The following is a 14,647-nucleotide window of genomic DNA, read 5'->3' on the forward strand; positions in this document are numbered from 1 at the left end:
GAAATCCAAACGGGGCGGGGAATTCATTCCCCGCCCCGTATTGGAAATGTCATAAGGGAGGGGAACAACGAGATGTCTGAAATCGTGCTGACCGGGGAGGTCAAGAGCAAGAAGAAGAAGAAGAGAGTGGACCCGGAAATTGGAGTCAGCCTGAGCTGGAAAACCCTGAAAGCCCAAAAACAGCTGATATTCATGTCGGTTCCGATTGCCATTTACTTAATCATTTTTTCATATGTCCCCGTCTGGGGATGGCTGATGGCTTTTCAAAACTATCGTCCGGCCCTGTCCTTCTGGAAACAGGATTGGGTTGGACTGCAGCAGTTCCGTTTTCTGTTTCAGGACGATGCCTTCCTTGGGGTGCTGCGAAATACGATTGCCATGAGTTTCATCAACCTGGTTTTGGGTTTTGTAACGGCGATTGCCTTGGCACTGCTGCTGAACGAAATCAAGGTGCGGTTCTTTAAAAGGACGGTACAAACCATATCCTATCTGCCGCATTTTCTGTCATGGGTCATCGCAGCAGGCATTGTTGCGACTTCCTTATCTGTGGATGACGGCATCGTCAACACCGTGCTCATGAAGCTGCATCTGATTGATCAGCCCGTGATGTGGCTGAGTAAAGGACACTATTTTTGGGGAATCGTCGGGCTGTCGAACGTTTGGAAAGAGGTTGGCTGGAATACGATTATCTATTTGGCTGCCATTACCTCGATCGATCCGTCCCTTTACGAAGCAGCTTCCATCGACGGTGCAGGCAGGTTTCATAAAATGAGGTATGTGACGCTCCCCGGGATCAAGTCGACTTTTATCATTCTGCTCATTATGAATATCGGGCATATCCTGGATGCAGGATTTGAGGTTCAGTATTTGCTGGGAAACGGCCTGGTCGTGGACTGGTCGCAAACGATTGATATTTTCGTGCTGAAGTACGGGATATCGATGGGGAATTATTCTCTTGCCACGGCTGCAGGCATATTTAAAACGATCGTGAGCGTCATACTCGTATTCATTGCGAATTCCATCGCAAAGCGTCTTGGCGAAGAACGATTGGTATAGAGGAGGACGGGGAAATGAAAACAGAAGTCAAGAGTCAGTTTCGCCTGGAACCCGTCGTTTTCCATACGCTGAATACCCTGTTTATGCTGATTGTCGTCATTGTCACGCTGTATCCTTTTCTTCATACGATGGCGATTTCATTTAATGACGGAAGCGATTCACTGAAGGGGGGCGTGTACGTTTGGCCGCACACCTGGACCCTGCAAAATTATAAAGCGGTATTCGTATCGGGCACGATCTATCACGCCGCGTTCATTTCTGTGTCCCGTACCGTCATTTCGACCGTGCTCGGCGTATTTCTGACGACGATGCTGGCTTATACATTGGCCCAGCCTCACTATATTTTCCGCAAAAAAATAAGCATGCTGTTTATATTGACGATGTACTTCAACGCAGGCTTGATTCCCAACTATTTTTTGATCAAAGACCTGGGTTTGCGGAACAGCTTCTGGGTCTATATCCTGCCGGGTTTGGTCAGCGCATTTAACCTGATCGTGATCCGAACGTACATCAGGTCGCTCCCGGGGAGCCTGGTAGAATCCGCCAAAATTGACGGAGCCGGTGATTTCCGGATTTTCTGGCGGATCGTATTTCCGCTGTGTACGCCCGTCCTTGCGACCATTGCCTTGTTCATCGCCGTAGGCTCCTGGAATTCCTGGTTCGACACGTTCCTGTACGCTTCTTCTGAACAGAACCTCAGTTCACTCCAGTATGAAATGATGAAGCTGCTTGGATCGACCATGAGCACGAATAACGATCCGTCCATGATGGCAGGGGCTAATACGAACCAAACCCAGGCCATGGTAACGCCGGCGTCCATTCAGGCTGCAATCACGATCGTGACCGCGATGCCGATATTATTCGTTTATCCTTTTTTGCAAAGGTACTTTGTGGTAGGCTTGAACTTGGGAAGTGTCAAAGAATAAAAATTTTTCGGGTGCTCGTTTCAGACGAGAACAGTACCGTTCCGGCAGCCTGCCGGAACGGTTTCTCCTATTCCATGGGTGTATAATGAAGCAAATTCAATCGGTGGAGCGGTGATGCCAAATGCTTAAAGTCTTACTTGCCGACGACGAACCCTTAATGCTGGAAGGTCTGTGTTTTTTGGTCGACTGGACCGAATTGGGCTTTGAGATTTGTGGTACGGCTATGGATGGGGATGACGCCTTGCAGCTAATCCAGAGTCTCAATCCCGATTTGGTCATTACGGATGTTCGTATGCCCGTCATTGATGGATTAGAGCTGATTAAGCAGGTGCAGGGCGGGTCTCTCCAACCGAAATTTATTATTATAAGCGGATATGCTGATTTTCAATATGCCAAGACAGCCATTCAATATGGCGTTTGCAACTATCTGACCAAGCCTCTGGATGAGGGCGAGTTGGAATCGGCCGTGAAAAACATAGCTTCGGAGATCCGGTCCGAGCGGAAATCGGATGCGTACCGCAGAGCCGAGACTGCCTATGTCCAAACAGAACTGCTCTCGCAGCTTCTCACAAGAGAATACGCTCCGCAAGAGCTGGAGCAGGCGGTTAGGCAGCTCCCCATCGGCGATGAATCGCGGATTCGCTGCATGCTCGTGTATGGAACTGCTTTGGAGCACGGAAATGTTCGCGGCTGTCAGCTGCTGGATCGGCTGAGCCGTCTGGCCGAACAGCAAATAGAGCATATTACCGTGCTTCCTTTCGTGATCGGGCAGGACAAGCACGGCTACGTATTGATATCCGGCCCCGACGGCCCGGAATTAACTCCCCTTCTTGTTACCCGGTTCATCCGATGCATTAGAAACGATTATCAGGAGAATGTCACCTTCTCGGTGAGCGATGAGCATAGAGGACCGTATTCTCTCAACACCGTTTTCCAAGAAGCCGTTGCCGCTGGGGTTTCCCGTCTCGATAACCGTCATCAAGAGGTTTACTATTATGAGGAGGAGAATCTGGAACAGCAGCTCCTTCTTCCCTCTGCGTTTATGAAATCGCTCACAAAGGCGGTTGTGGAAGGCAGGGTGGATGAGCTGCCCGGTCGTGTGCACGAGTTTTTCGCCGTCATTTCGGGAGACCACGCTTCAAAACCGTGGATCAGCGCTTATGCAGCCAATATCAAGGTTGAACTCCTCCATGAAATCGGCAGAAGGGGAAGCAGCACAGCGGACTGGGAGAGGAGATGGTTTACTGGCTCACCGGCGTTGACGATGCAAAGCGACCTTGAACAACAAACCCTGACCGAGCTTCGCGAAGCGGCGGAGTGGTTTGCTGAAGAAGATGGGGTTCAGGCGGATCAAAACATATCGAAAGCGATAGAATTTATCCGTGATCATTATCCCGAGAAGCTGAAGCTGCAGGATATCGCCGAGGTTCTGCATGTCAATGCGGCCTATCTGGGACAGCGCTTCAAGAAGAAACTCGGCATTTCCTTTAACGAATATTATCATGCCGTGCGGATTGAAGAAGCTATGAAGCTTCTTCGGCGAACCGACTTGAACATTCGCGAGATTGCGGCTCGTGTCGGTTATGCCGATACCGATCAGTTTACGGCCAAATTTAAAGCCATCAACGGCATATCCCCTTCGGTTTATAAGAAGGGTTGAAAATATGATGCAGGAGACAGGTGCATGAACGTGAAGTGGAAGACCTCAGCTCTCATGGACGATATCCCTTTAAGATACAAGTTTTTAATCATCCTGCTCGGTGTGCTTATTCCGATCATCAGCATTAATACGCTGTTCTATTTGCAGACCAGCAAAAATGCCGAAACCCGTGAACAGGAAAATCTGCAAATTTCGGTAGAGCGGGCGGGCTATGATTTTATGCAAATGGTTAATGAATGCGTTGCCATCGGCAACACGGTAGCTGCGGACCGGACGTTGAATGAAATGCTGGATTATAACTATGCGGATTATGATGAGTACTATGAAAATTACGATAATGTATTAAGAGATCGGCTGCGTCAGTACAGTAACCTGCATTCCTATATTTTATGGCTTGGCGTATATACGACGAATCCGACCATTCAAAGCGGCAACAGCTATTTTGTCTTGCAAGACAGCGATAAGAACAGCGAGTGGTATCAAAAAATCGCCGGGAGCAAAGAAAAAGTGCTGCTCACTTCGTATTTGGATACGAACCCGATGTACCCGAATCAAAAGAAGGTATACATCAGCATCATTCGGAAAATGGACAATTACCCCGGACTATTAAAGCATACAAAGTATCTTCGGATCGATTTGAGATTGGACAGTCTGAAGGAATTGTTCGCCAAGGAACGGGATTACATGACATTAAAGCTGATCGATGACAAAAAAAGAATCGTTTTGGCATCCGATCAGTCACATGATGATGCGGGCGACAGTCAGCTGTTGAGCCTCCCTGTTGAGAGCAGAGCTTCCGGAGATGGAGCGATAAAGGATATTATCCGGCCATTAGGACCGGCAAATTATACACAGGGCTGGAATCTGGTCGGAACACCCGAAAGGAAAGATATCAGCGGCGAGCTTCGTCATATCCTTCGTTTTATCCTGATTTTGGCTCTGATCACCACGCTGATCCCGGCCATCTTATTTGTAGTCATTCTGCGTTCCTACAATCTAAGAGTAAAGCAGCTGTATAAGCATATGAAACTTGTGAACTACGAACGTTTTGAAACGATTCATATGTACGAAGGAAAAGATGAAATCGGCGGGCTCCTGCGGAGCTTTAACATGATGACCGAAAAAATCCGCAATTTGATCAACGACGTCTACAAGCTGGAAATCCAGAAGAAGGATCTGGAGCTGGAACGGGTCAGGGCGGAATTGAACTATTTGCAAAGCCAGGTGGACCCCCACTTTTTATTTAATACATTAAATGCGGTGCTGGTCATCTGCAAAAAATACAAGTACGAGCAGGTGACCGATATTATTCGTAATCTGGCCCAGATCCTGCGCAGATTGTTAAGCTGGAAAGATGACCTGGTGACGATTGAGGAGGAGGTGATGTTCATTGAAATGTACCTCCAGATCGAAAAATTCCGGTTCCAGGACCGGTTTTCCTATGAGCTGGACGTTGATCCCGGCCTGATGAAGTACCGGATCCCTAAAATGAGCATCCAGGCGCTCGTGGAAAACTCCTGCAAGCATGGACTCCAATCGGTCAAAGGAGCACGGTTGATCCGGATCGGGATCCATCGGTCCTATGAGGACCTTATCATTACCGTGGAAGACAACGGGATCGGCATGAACAAGGACAAGCTGGATTGGATCAACCGCAATCTTCATTCGGACGATGACACCGGAAAAAATATCGGACTGCGCAACGTGTATAAGCGTCTGAAAGTGTACTACGACGGTCAAGCCAAGCTTGTCATTGAAAGCGATCCCTATGTACGTACGGCGATCGTAATCCAAATCCCGTTGAACCAGGTTCAAGCACAAGCGGGAGGTGAAATTCATGTATAGCGTGCTTCTTGTGGATGACGAAGCGATTGCCCTCGAGGGGCTGAAGATGTTGAGCGATTGGGAAGGACTCGGTTTTCAAATCTGCGGAGCATGCGACGACGGCGAAGATGCCCTGTCTCTGATTATGGACACGCTGCCGGATTTGGTGGTCACCGATATTCGCATGCCGGGGATCGACGGGCTGGAATTGATACGTCGAGTCCGTTCCATAGAACATTATGATCCGATCTTTGTCGTTCTCAGCGGGTACAGCGACTTTGAATATGCCCGCACGGCTCTTCGGTACGGGGTGAGATTTTATATGCTCAAACCGGTCATTGAGCCTGAGTGGGATGCGATGATCGCGACGATTGTTAATGAACTTGACGCCAAATCACGCACCAGAGAGCAAGAGGAAGCTACCTCCAAACAGGTCTTGGCCATCGCCCTTTCCCGAATGCTTCGCGGAGAACTGACCGAAGTCGACGGGGATATTGCGCATTTGATGGATCAGATGAATCAGCTAGCCACCGGCTGGCGGTATATCCACATTGAAGGGCTGACCTGTGAGGGAACGGAAATTTGCCGGTCGTTTTCCCAGTCAGGGCATGCATTATATGTAGATATGTACTGCAACCAAGCCGGTCTTATCGTAGATACTGCCCGTGAACCATTAGAGCTTGCGCAGCGGGTGCATGAGGAACTGCTGAAGCATGGCCTTGACTGCTCCGTGTCCGTCGGTCCTTCGGTTCTAACCCTTCATGACCTGCCTGAGTCTTATATTAGGGCAGCCAAGGCTTCCCTTCAGCACTTCTTCCGTTCGGAGGAGGGAGGGGTGATTGACGGTGACCCGGATTCCTCGCTTGAAATGAGTTACGTTCTTCCTCCGTCCCTTGTCCTGGATGAATTGCTCATCGCTGTTGAGAGATCACAGGAGCAGAAAGTTTGCGATATGCTCCATCAGTTGTTCGAGACATTTAAGGATAACAAGATTGCCCCCGAAGTGGCGTACATGGCAAGCATTCAGATCGTCATGAAAAGTATCGAGCTGCTCAGGGAATTCGGCGGGACCACGGATTTATGGCGGGATGTGTTCCATTTTTTAAAAACGAAGCCGGGTTCCGTCGCTGCGTTAAAGCAGTCGCTGCACACGTTTTTAGAATTATGCATGGGAACCGTCAAGCACTACAAAGAAATGAATTCCGAGCATCCCTTGGTGCAAATCGAGCGTTATTTGCAAGAGAATTTCCATCAGAATCTGACGATCAAGAAGATCGCGGAACGATTTTTTATCAATCCGGTTTATTTAGGGCAGGCGTTTATCAAAAAGAACGGTGTCGGCATTCTGGAATACATCCACGATCTGCGGATTGCCGAAGCCAAAAGAAGATTGTGCGACACCGAAGAAACGGTGCGGGTGATCGCAGAGGATCTCGGATATGTCCACTATCACCATTTTTTAAGAGAATTCGAGAAGCGGACGTCTCTCAAACCTGTAGCTTACAGAAAATGGCATCAACCGGGAGATCGGTTAGGTATTTCTGCCCCGTAAGCAGTAAACATCGGGTGGGTATGTAAAGAGATGCGGATTGAGTTTATCCGTCCGCTGCAGGGATAATGAAGTTTGATAAATCGAAACGCAAATTCCTAATCACAGTGAAAAGGGGATTTCCCATGACAGACCATCCAGCTGCATCCACGAACGAAGCTCGCGGCCCTGCGGCCCCGCGGGACCCCGAATACCGGCGTGAAGATGATCAAGCTGCCGAAGACACGATCGATCCTCCGGTTGACTTTGAAGGGCAGTCCTACCGTGATATGATCGCCAAATCTCTTTTGAATCGAGGCAACAACAAGAGATTGAAAGCGGCCATCGAAAAAGCGAAGAGAGGGGAGCCGGTCACCATCGCCTACATCGGCGGCTCCATCACCCATGGAGCTGGGGCTATCCCGCTTCCTGAAAATTGTTACGCCTACAGGTCGTACGATCTTTTTAGGAAGCGGTTCGCCTCCTCCAAAGGCAGTCCGATCCGTCTGATCAAAGCGGGAGTAGGCGGGACGCCGTCAGAGCTGGGAATCGTACGTTATGATCGGGATGTGCTCCGGGACGATACGGAGAATCCCGATATCGTGGTAGTGGAGTTTGCCGTCAATGACGCCGGCGATGAGACGCGGGGCAATTGTTACGAAAGCCTGGTGCTCAAGGCGCTTGGCGGCGATAGCCGCCCTGCGGTGATCTTGCTGTTCAGCGTGTTCCTGAACGACTGGAATCTTCAGGATCGGCTGGCTCCGGTCGGGTGGCACTACGACCTTCCCATGGTCAGCATAAAGGATGCCGTCGTCGAGCAGTTCCATTTGGCCAGGGACCAAGGAGGCGTCATCTCCAAAAGGCAGTTCTTCCATGATATCTATCATCCGACGAATAGCGGCCATCAGATCATGGCGGATTGCCTGGACTGGCTGTTCGAAGTCACGGACCGGTCTGCACCTGATGAGGAGGATGTCCTGACCGATAAACCGCCGTTGATCGGCAGCGATTACGTTCACACCCGGCTGCTGGATCGTCAGAACGGTGACCGTATCGCTCAGATCGATACCGGTGGTTTTCGGGAGACCGATACCGATCTGCAGCTCGCGGAAATGGACGATCACGATTACGGCACGCCCCAATTTCCCCATAACTGGATGCATACAGCCGGATCGGGAGAGGGCCATTTTACAATGACCATCAGGAGCAAGCGTCTCATTCTCGTATTTAAAGACTCGGGAAGCAGCGATTTCGGATCCTCGGAGATTCGGGTGGACGGAAAGCACAAGCTGACCGCTGATCCGCATGAGGTGAACTGGACGCACTGCAGTGCGGTTATTTTGTACGATGAGCCGGAATCAGGGCAGCATACCGTTGAGATCCGTATGGCGGCGGGCAGCGAACATAAACGGTTTACGATTCTGGGGTTTGGTTACGTGCTGTAAAGCTTGTTTGTACTTGATACAGTTCTATTTAATCATGTGAGTCATAACAGGGGAGGAAAAGAAATTGATAGAAACAGCGCCAACGGGCTTTGACCAATATAGGGAACATATCAGCCGCGGACAAATCGAACTTGTGGAATATTATTCAGAAACTGTCGGCTGTAACCGCAAAATGTTCATATACACCCCACCCGGGTACTCCGAACAACACAAGTATAACGTGCTCTTTCTCCTGCACGGAATAGGCGGGGATGAAGCCGAATGGAAGAATCACGGCAATATACAGGTCGTGCTCGATAATCTTTACGCCGACGGCAAGCTCGAGCCCATGATCGTCGTACTCCCTAATGGCCGCGCGATGCCGAACGACAGGGCGGAAGGAGACATATTCGACCCCGACAAGGTGAAAGCCTTCGAGACTTTCGAGTCCGATTTGCTTCATGATCTGATTCCTTTTATGGAATCGAAATACCCGGTATTCACAGGCAGAGAGAATTATAGTATCGCCGGTTTGTCCATGGGCGGAGGGCAGGCGCTGAATATCGGATTGAATCATCTCGACCGCTTTGCCTGGGTAGGAGCCTTTTCTCCGGCCCCGAATACCAAGGTCCCGGAACTGCTCGTACCGAATCCCGAAGAGGCAGCAAATCTGCTCAGACTGCTCTGGCTATCCTGCGGAGACCAGGATGACCTGAAGCATATCAGTGACCGGACGCACTCGTATTTGTCAGAGCACGGCGTTCCTCATGTCTGGTACGAGGAAAGCGGCGGTCACGATTGGCCGGTTTGGAAAAACGATCTGTACCATTTCTCGCAGCTGCTGTTTCGAGTTTAGCATCATGGATCAGGAAGAAACCTTTCCTTTAGGGAGAGGTTTCTTTTTTTTAGTTAAAGCAGGTCAGGTTCAGGAAGGCTGAAAAATGATGTTTAAAACTTACAAATGCCATTTAGATTATCTATGGTTGTTTGCCGGAAATCCATTTAACATGATCCGTGTGCTTGCAGTTCATCAGGAACCACCGGCATCGGAACCGATTCTTTCGGTCATCACGGAGGCATACGCGTGCAAGCTCATGTTTTGAAAGCGCTGTCCTATGAGACGGCGAAATCCAAAGGGGGGGTATTTTATGAGGAAGCGTAAGTCAATGGTGCTGGTTTGGTGTTTGATTCTGATCCTGATGGCCTCTTGCAGCAGCGGTTCCGGAGGAGGCGCATCCAACACGGATTCAAGCGGCGAGAATGCCGCTGAGGAAAGCACGAATGCACCCGCGAAGCCGGACGAAAAAGAAGAGAGCGGTACTTCGGAAATGAATTTCGACATGGGTGGCCGGACGATCAAATGGGTATCTTGGTACGACGAATCGATCAAGGAAGATAACCCGGACAATATTAAAAAGAAGCAGAACCTGGACGAACTCATGAAGAAGCATAACTTTAAAATGGAATACGTTACGATCGACTATGGCGAGTACGTGAATAAAGTGACGTCATCGCTGCTCGCGGGAGAGCCGCTCGGCGACATCATCCGGATGGCCAGACCTTGGATGATTCCAACGCTCGTGAAGCAGGATTTATTCTCCCCGGTTGATGAATTCACAAAAAATCAGAACGTATTTATTCAGCAGTACACGAACGATTATTCGCAGTTTGAGGGCAGGGGCTACGGGTTCAGAGCAGGCATCAACGGTGCTTCATCAGGTATTTTTTATAATCGGACCTTGATGGAGAAACTGGGCCTCAAGCCGCTGCAGGAATACGTCAACGAAGACGACTGGAATTGGGAGACCTTCATCCAGGCAGCCAAAGAGGCGAACAAAGATACGAATAATGACGGTAAGCTGGACACCTGGGGGCTCGCTTCCGCTTCCATTTTAGTTCAGGCTCTGGCGGCCAACGACGCAAATATCGTGTCGGGAGATAAGCAAAACCTGGAGGATCCGAAAACGAAAGAAACCTTGAACTTCATATCCCAGCTCGCAACGGAAAACATCGCCAGACCGACCGAAGGCGGTGATTGGACCGAACCCGGCCAATTTTTCCGTCAAGGGAACACGCTGATGTATGCCGGGAGCGATTATGAGATGGATGGATTCAAAAAGGATATGCCTGATTTGGACATAGGCTTCCTGCCCTTCCCTAAAGGGCCCAGCGCGACAGAGTACCACTCCCATCTTACGATTCCGAATTACTTGACGATCCCGAAGGCGGTCGAACATCCCGAGCAATTGGTTTACATTTATGAAAAAATCAACGATATCGAGTCCATCTACGACTACCCGAAACAAGCTTCGCTCGAAACGTTATTCAAGAACGAAGACGACATCAACAATGCAAAAATGGCAGGGGAAAGCATCAACGTCGTCGACGGCAAAGACGGGTATCCTTCCATGCCTTACTACGAGCTAGTCGGAGACATTATTGACGGAAATTCCGTTTCCACGGTCATTGGAAAATACAAAGAGCCGTTCCAGGCTTCGATTGATGAGGTTTGGAAAAAGTAGCGGTGATAGGTACCGTCCCCACGAAGAAAATATCCGAAGTGGGGACTCCTTATTCAAGAAGGTGCTTCTGCCCTGCCTGCTTCCTTGCAGCGGATGGAGGATAGCCCTTCATTTCCTTGAACAGCTTGCTGAAATAGTAAATATCGTCAATCCCGCACATTTCCGCTGCGTTCTTCACGGTAAAGTCACCGGATGACAGCATCATTTCGGCATTGTTGATGCGAATGCGTTTGATGTACTCCTTGAGTGTCGTACCGGTATTCTGCTTAAATAACCTGCCCAAATAGACGGGGCTCAGATGCAGCCATTCCGCCAATTCGGCGATCGAGAGATTTTCCGAGTAATGCTCTGAAATGTATTCCGTTAATTTCTTGATCCGCGGATCGATCGGCATGGGCGCTTTCCGGTAATAGTTGGTGAGCAGACGGTGGAGGATAAGCTCGAACAAAGCGCGTGCCTGGATGTGGTAAAACGGCTGCTTGCTCATCCATACATGGTTGAATTCACGAATATACCCCAGAATCTCCTTGGTGATCACTTTCTTGGTGACGCCTTTAAACGGGAGATGGATATGATTATACGGTTCAGCCCAAAAAAAGTTGAACGGATACGAATGCATGAGGGACTCCTTGAACGTATGGGCTTCCCTGATGCTTCCTCCGGGGACGTAGATCATGTCACCTGCTTCTACTGTGAATTTTTCTCCATTAATATAGTAATTCGCCATGCCTTCAACCACAAACGTTAGATCGTGGAAGCCGATTTTCGCTTTCTGGATCGTCCACTCGGGAAAGCATCTACGGTCGATGAACAGAAAGATATTCGGAACAAGATGAGGATGATGCTCAATTTCCAAGTACACCGCCTCCTTTAAGCTAATCATAGGTTTCACTCCAGAAATTTCAAGAGAAAATCGAGATTGTATGACTCATCCAGGATGAAGTATTTCATTTCAGTTCAACAAATGAAGGGGGTTTTGTCATGATTACATTAACTGGTTTCGCGGATGAGATTTCATCGGATTTGGAAGAACAGCTGGATGTCCTCGAATCGGAACATATTCGGTATCTGGAGCTGCGGGGGGTCTGGGGGAAAAATGTATTGAATTTAACCGAAGCGGAAACGGTGAAGATTAAAGAACGGCTGACCCGGCGGGGATTCGGTGTCTCCGCGATCGGCTCTCCTCTGGGAAAAATCAAGATCACCGAGGACTTTGATCCACATTTTACGATGGCCGAGCACGCCATTCGTTTGGCAGCGTTTTTTGAAGCCAAGTTTATCCGCATATTTTCCTTTTATATTCCGGAGGGAGAACATGAAAGATTCCGAGAAGAAGTATTCCGTCGCATGAAGCGGCTCGTTCAGCTGGCGAATGATGCCGGAATCGTACTGCTGCATGAGAATGAAAGCCACATTTACGGCGATACCGGAGAACGCTGCAAGGACATCTTGGAGGCCGTTTCGTCGCCCGGCATGAGAGCGGCCTTTGATCCCGCAAATTTTGTGCAGTGCAGGGTACACCCCATGTCTGAGGCATACCCGCTGCTCGCCGGCTACATCTCTTATATTCATGTGAAGGACGCACGGATGGACAATGGTTCAGTGGTTCTTGCCGGCGAGGGAGACGGCCAGCTGCGTCTGCTTCTCCAGCAATTGAAACAGACGGGATATTCCGGATTTATGTCTTTGGAGCCGCACCTGCAGGCAACCGGAAAGCTCGCGGGGCTCAGCCAGCCTGAACTATTCGTAGTAGCCGCGAAAGCAATTAAGAAACTGCTGGCCGAGCAGGAAATGAAGTGGAATTGACTGACGCAAAGTCCTACATTTATTGGGGGTATTTCTTTAGTTTATGAATAGGAGGGATCATAAAAACTGATTTAAAATAAATAGAGAAAATGTTTACGCTTTCACAAAAAAGTAAAAAACGGGTGAGCAAGTAAAAAGATGCGGGTTGTGTGTGTGCGTACGCCATCAAGATAATATTCTTGATACGCTTTAATGAATCTAATCGAAATGGGGTTGGCGCATTGCGTATTCCCAAATGGAGTGTAGTTGGTCTAGTCCTGACGGTCACGATGCCCTTGTCCATGCTGGCGTCGTGCGACCGGGTCGGGGTGTCTGACGGTGAGGAGGTAACAGGGAAGACCGATGGTCAGTACATCTACTCGGAGCCCGGCCTGGAGAAGTATGATCCCCCGATTGAGCTCACTTTCGTGCGGGAGACGAGCGATGATTTGGACAACCTGATCAAAACGTTTCAGGGAGAAACGCTGGAAGATAACCGATGGACCCGCCTGTATGAGCAAGTTCTGGGCATCCAGATCAAGTATGATTGGACAGCCAAAGGCACCCTCTATAACCAGAAGCTGGGCGTTGCGCTTGCTTCGGGAAACCTGCCTGATGTCGTGAGAGTCGATGCAGATCAGCTGCGTCAGCTGAGCAATGCAGGCCTGATTCAGGATTTGACCGAAGCCTATGAGAAATATGCGGCGCCGTTCACGAAGGAAATTTTGGGCCAGGAGGGGAGCGGGCCGTTTGAAGCGGCCACGGTAGACGGCAAATTGATGGGAATTCCCGAGACAAGCTCATCGATCGAGGGAGCACAGTATATTTGGATCCGGACGGATTGGCTGGACCGTCTCGGCTTACAGCCGCCACAAACGATGAATGACCTCCTGAACATTTCGAAAGCGTTTACAGAAAATGACCCCGACCGAAACGGAAAAAACGATACATTGGGGCTCCCGGTAACCCAATATTTGTGGGATCCCGTGATGGGCTTGTCGGCATTTATGGCCGGTTACGACGCCTTCCCTAATATATGGATTCGCGATCCATCCGGCAAGCTCGTATACGGAGCTGTTCAACCTGAAGTCAAAACTGCGCTGAAAGTCCTTCAGGACATGTATCGGAACGGAGAAATTGACGAGGAATTTATGTTTAAAGACGGCATCAAGGCCAAAGCAGACCTTATCGCAGGTAAATACGGGATGATGTACGGCGAACAGTGGGGATCGTTTGTCGTGCAGGGCAATCATGAGCAGGATCCGGAAGCCAGATGGCAGGCTTTTCCCATTGTTTCGGCCACAGGGAAACCGGCGAAAGTGCCGCTCCGCTTCGCTACCCATCAATTTCTTGCCGTCCGTAAGGGAGTCCAGCATCCCGAGGCCATCGTCAAGCTGTTCAATTTGCATCTGGAAAAGAATTGGGGAGCGACGGCCGAGTACGAAATCTATTACAGCACCCCATATCCGGCTTGGCAGCTTTCTCCGGTTACTCCGTATCCTGCACTGAAGAATCTGGACGCCTACTACCAAATTGAAGAGGCACGCCGAACCGGAAACCCTAATGTGCTTAAGGATGAGGCAAGGTCGATTCAAAAGAACATCGAGGCTTATCTGACCCGTGGCAATCCGTCCGGCTGGGGCTGGGAACGAACCTATGGCCCGTCGGGAGCGTTTTCCATCCTTGACCGGTATAAAAGGAACAACCAGTTATTGTATGAGAGTTTTGTGGGCGCGCCAACCGATACGATGATCGAAAAACAATCGATTCTGGACTCTCTGACGATGGATACGTTCACTAACATTATACTTGGTCATCCCATCGATGAATTTGACCGTTTCGTCGAGGAATGGCATCGTCTGGGCGGTGATAAAATGACAGCCGAAGTCAATGAATGGTACTCGAACAAATAGAAAGATTAG

11 protein-coding genes are annotated in these 14,647 nt (G+C 49.6%); 10 read left to right on the forward strand and 1 reads right to left on the reverse strand.

Annotated elements, in window-relative coordinates; translation table 11 throughout:
• Window positions 1-72 precede the first annotated feature (72 nt).
• From MKY74_RS12520 to MKY74_RS12555, 8 genes are all read left to right on the forward strand, one after another.
• Window positions 73-1,056, forward strand: coding sequence for an ABC transporter permease (locus MKY74_RS12520; protein ID WP_076169205.1), 984 nt, complete (start codon window positions 73-75; stop codon window positions 1,054-1,056).
• A 14-nt stretch (window positions 1,057-1,070) separates the two neighbouring features.
• A complete protein-coding gene (locus MKY74_RS12525; protein ID WP_076169204.1) occupies window positions 1,071-1,982 on the forward strand; it encodes a carbohydrate ABC transporter permease in 912 nt (303 codons plus the stop codon).
• Window positions 1,983-2,103: 121 nt separating this feature from the next.
• Window positions 2,104-3,642 (forward strand): response regulator, encoded by a 1,539-nt coding sequence (locus MKY74_RS12530; protein ID WP_076169203.1) that lies wholly within the window; start codon window positions 2,104-2,106, stop codon window positions 3,640-3,642.
• 24 nt (window positions 3,643-3,666) lie between these two features.
• Window positions 3,667-5,487, forward strand: coding sequence for a sensor histidine kinase (locus MKY74_RS12535; RefSeq protein WP_076169202.1), 1,821 nt, complete (start codon window positions 3,667-3,669; stop codon window positions 5,485-5,487).
• Window positions 5,480-7,018 carry a response regulator transcription factor gene (locus MKY74_RS12540; RefSeq protein ID WP_076169201.1) on the forward strand — a complete coding sequence of 513 codons (1,539 nt, stop codon included), beginning with the start codon at window positions 5,480-5,482 and terminating at the stop codon, window positions 7,016-7,018. Before MKY74_RS12535 ends, MKY74_RS12540 begins: the two co-directional genes overlap by 8 nt.
• A gap of 122 nt (window positions 7,019-7,140) precedes the next feature.
• Entirely contained in the window at window positions 7,141-8,439 is a 1,299-nt protein-coding gene (locus MKY74_RS12545) for an SGNH/GDSL hydrolase family protein (protein ID WP_341012233.1), read from the forward strand.
• A gap of 64 nt (window positions 8,440-8,503) precedes the next feature.
• Entirely contained in the window at window positions 8,504-9,274 is a 771-nt protein-coding gene (locus tag MKY74_RS12550; protein WP_076169200.1) for an alpha/beta hydrolase, read from the forward strand.
• A gap of 292 nt (window positions 9,275-9,566) precedes the next feature.
• Window positions 9,567-10,940 (forward strand): ABC transporter substrate-binding protein, encoded by a 1,374-nt coding sequence (locus MKY74_RS12555; RefSeq protein ID WP_076169199.1) that lies wholly within the window; start codon window positions 9,567-9,569, stop codon window positions 10,938-10,940.
• Window positions 10,941-10,989: 49 nt separating this feature from the next.
• On the opposite strand, the gene MKY74_RS12560 is transcribed toward MKY74_RS12555, so the two are convergent.
• Window positions 10,990-11,823, reverse strand: coding sequence for an AraC family transcriptional regulator (locus tag MKY74_RS12560; protein ID WP_240913229.1), 834 nt, complete (start codon window positions 11,821-11,823; stop codon window positions 10,990-10,992).
• Between the two features lie 98 nt (window positions 11,824-11,921).
• Here MKY74_RS12560 and MKY74_RS12565 point away from each other — a divergent pair, with 98 nt between their 5' ends.
• Together MKY74_RS12565 and MKY74_RS12570 are read left to right on the forward strand one after the other, a co-directional pair.
• On the forward strand, window positions 11,922-12,746 hold the full coding sequence (locus MKY74_RS12565; RefSeq protein ID WP_076169198.1) for a sugar phosphate isomerase/epimerase family protein: 825 nt from the start codon (window positions 11,922-11,924) through the stop codon (window positions 12,744-12,746).
• Window positions 12,747-13,015: 269 nt separating this feature from the next.
• Window positions 13,016-14,638, forward strand: a complete 1,623-nt coding sequence (locus MKY74_RS12570; protein WP_208629285.1) for an extracellular solute-binding protein — start codon at window positions 13,016-13,018, stop codon at window positions 14,636-14,638.
• Window positions 14,639-14,647 lie beyond the last annotated feature (9 nt).

Source organism: Paenibacillus sp. FSL R5-0378, assembly GCF_038009285.1.
GTDB lineage: Bacteria > Bacillota > Bacilli > Paenibacillales > Paenibacillaceae > Paenibacillus_AQ > Paenibacillus_AQ favisporus.

Coding starts and splice junctions, on each gene's coding strand:
- MKY74_RS12540 (WP_076169201.1), top strand. CDS start 5,480: ATGTATAGCGTGCTTCTTGTGGATGACGAAGCGATTGCCCTCGAGGGG.
- MKY74_RS12535 (WP_076169202.1), top strand. CDS start 3,667: ATGAACGTGAAGTGGAAGACCTCAGCTCTCATGGACGATATCCCTTTA.
- MKY74_RS12530 (WP_076169203.1), top strand. CDS start 2,104: ATGCTTAAAGTCTTACTTGCCGACGACGAACCCTTAATGCTGGAAGGT.
- MKY74_RS12565 (WP_076169198.1), top strand. CDS start 11,922: ATGATTACATTAACTGGTTTCGCGGATGAGATTTCATCGGATTTGGAA.
- MKY74_RS12525 (WP_076169204.1), top strand. CDS start 1,071: ATGAAAACAGAAGTCAAGAGTCAGTTTCGCCTGGAACCCGTCGTTTTC.
- MKY74_RS12555 (WP_076169199.1), top strand. CDS start 9,567: ATGAGGAAGCGTAAGTCAATGGTGCTGGTTTGGTGTTTGATTCTGATC.
- MKY74_RS12560 (WP_240913229.1), bottom strand. CDS start 11,823: ATGATTAGCTTAAAGGAGGCGGTGTACTTGGAAATTGAGCATCATCCT.
- MKY74_RS12545 (WP_341012233.1), top strand. CDS start 7,141: ATGACAGACCATCCAGCTGCATCCACGAACGAAGCTCGCGGCCCTGCG.
- MKY74_RS12520 (WP_076169205.1), top strand. CDS start 73: ATGTCTGAAATCGTGCTGACCGGGGAGGTCAAGAGCAAGAAGAAGAAG.
- MKY74_RS12570 (WP_208629285.1), top strand. CDS start 13,016: ATGCCCTTGTCCATGCTGGCGTCGTGCGACCGGGTCGGGGTGTCTGAC.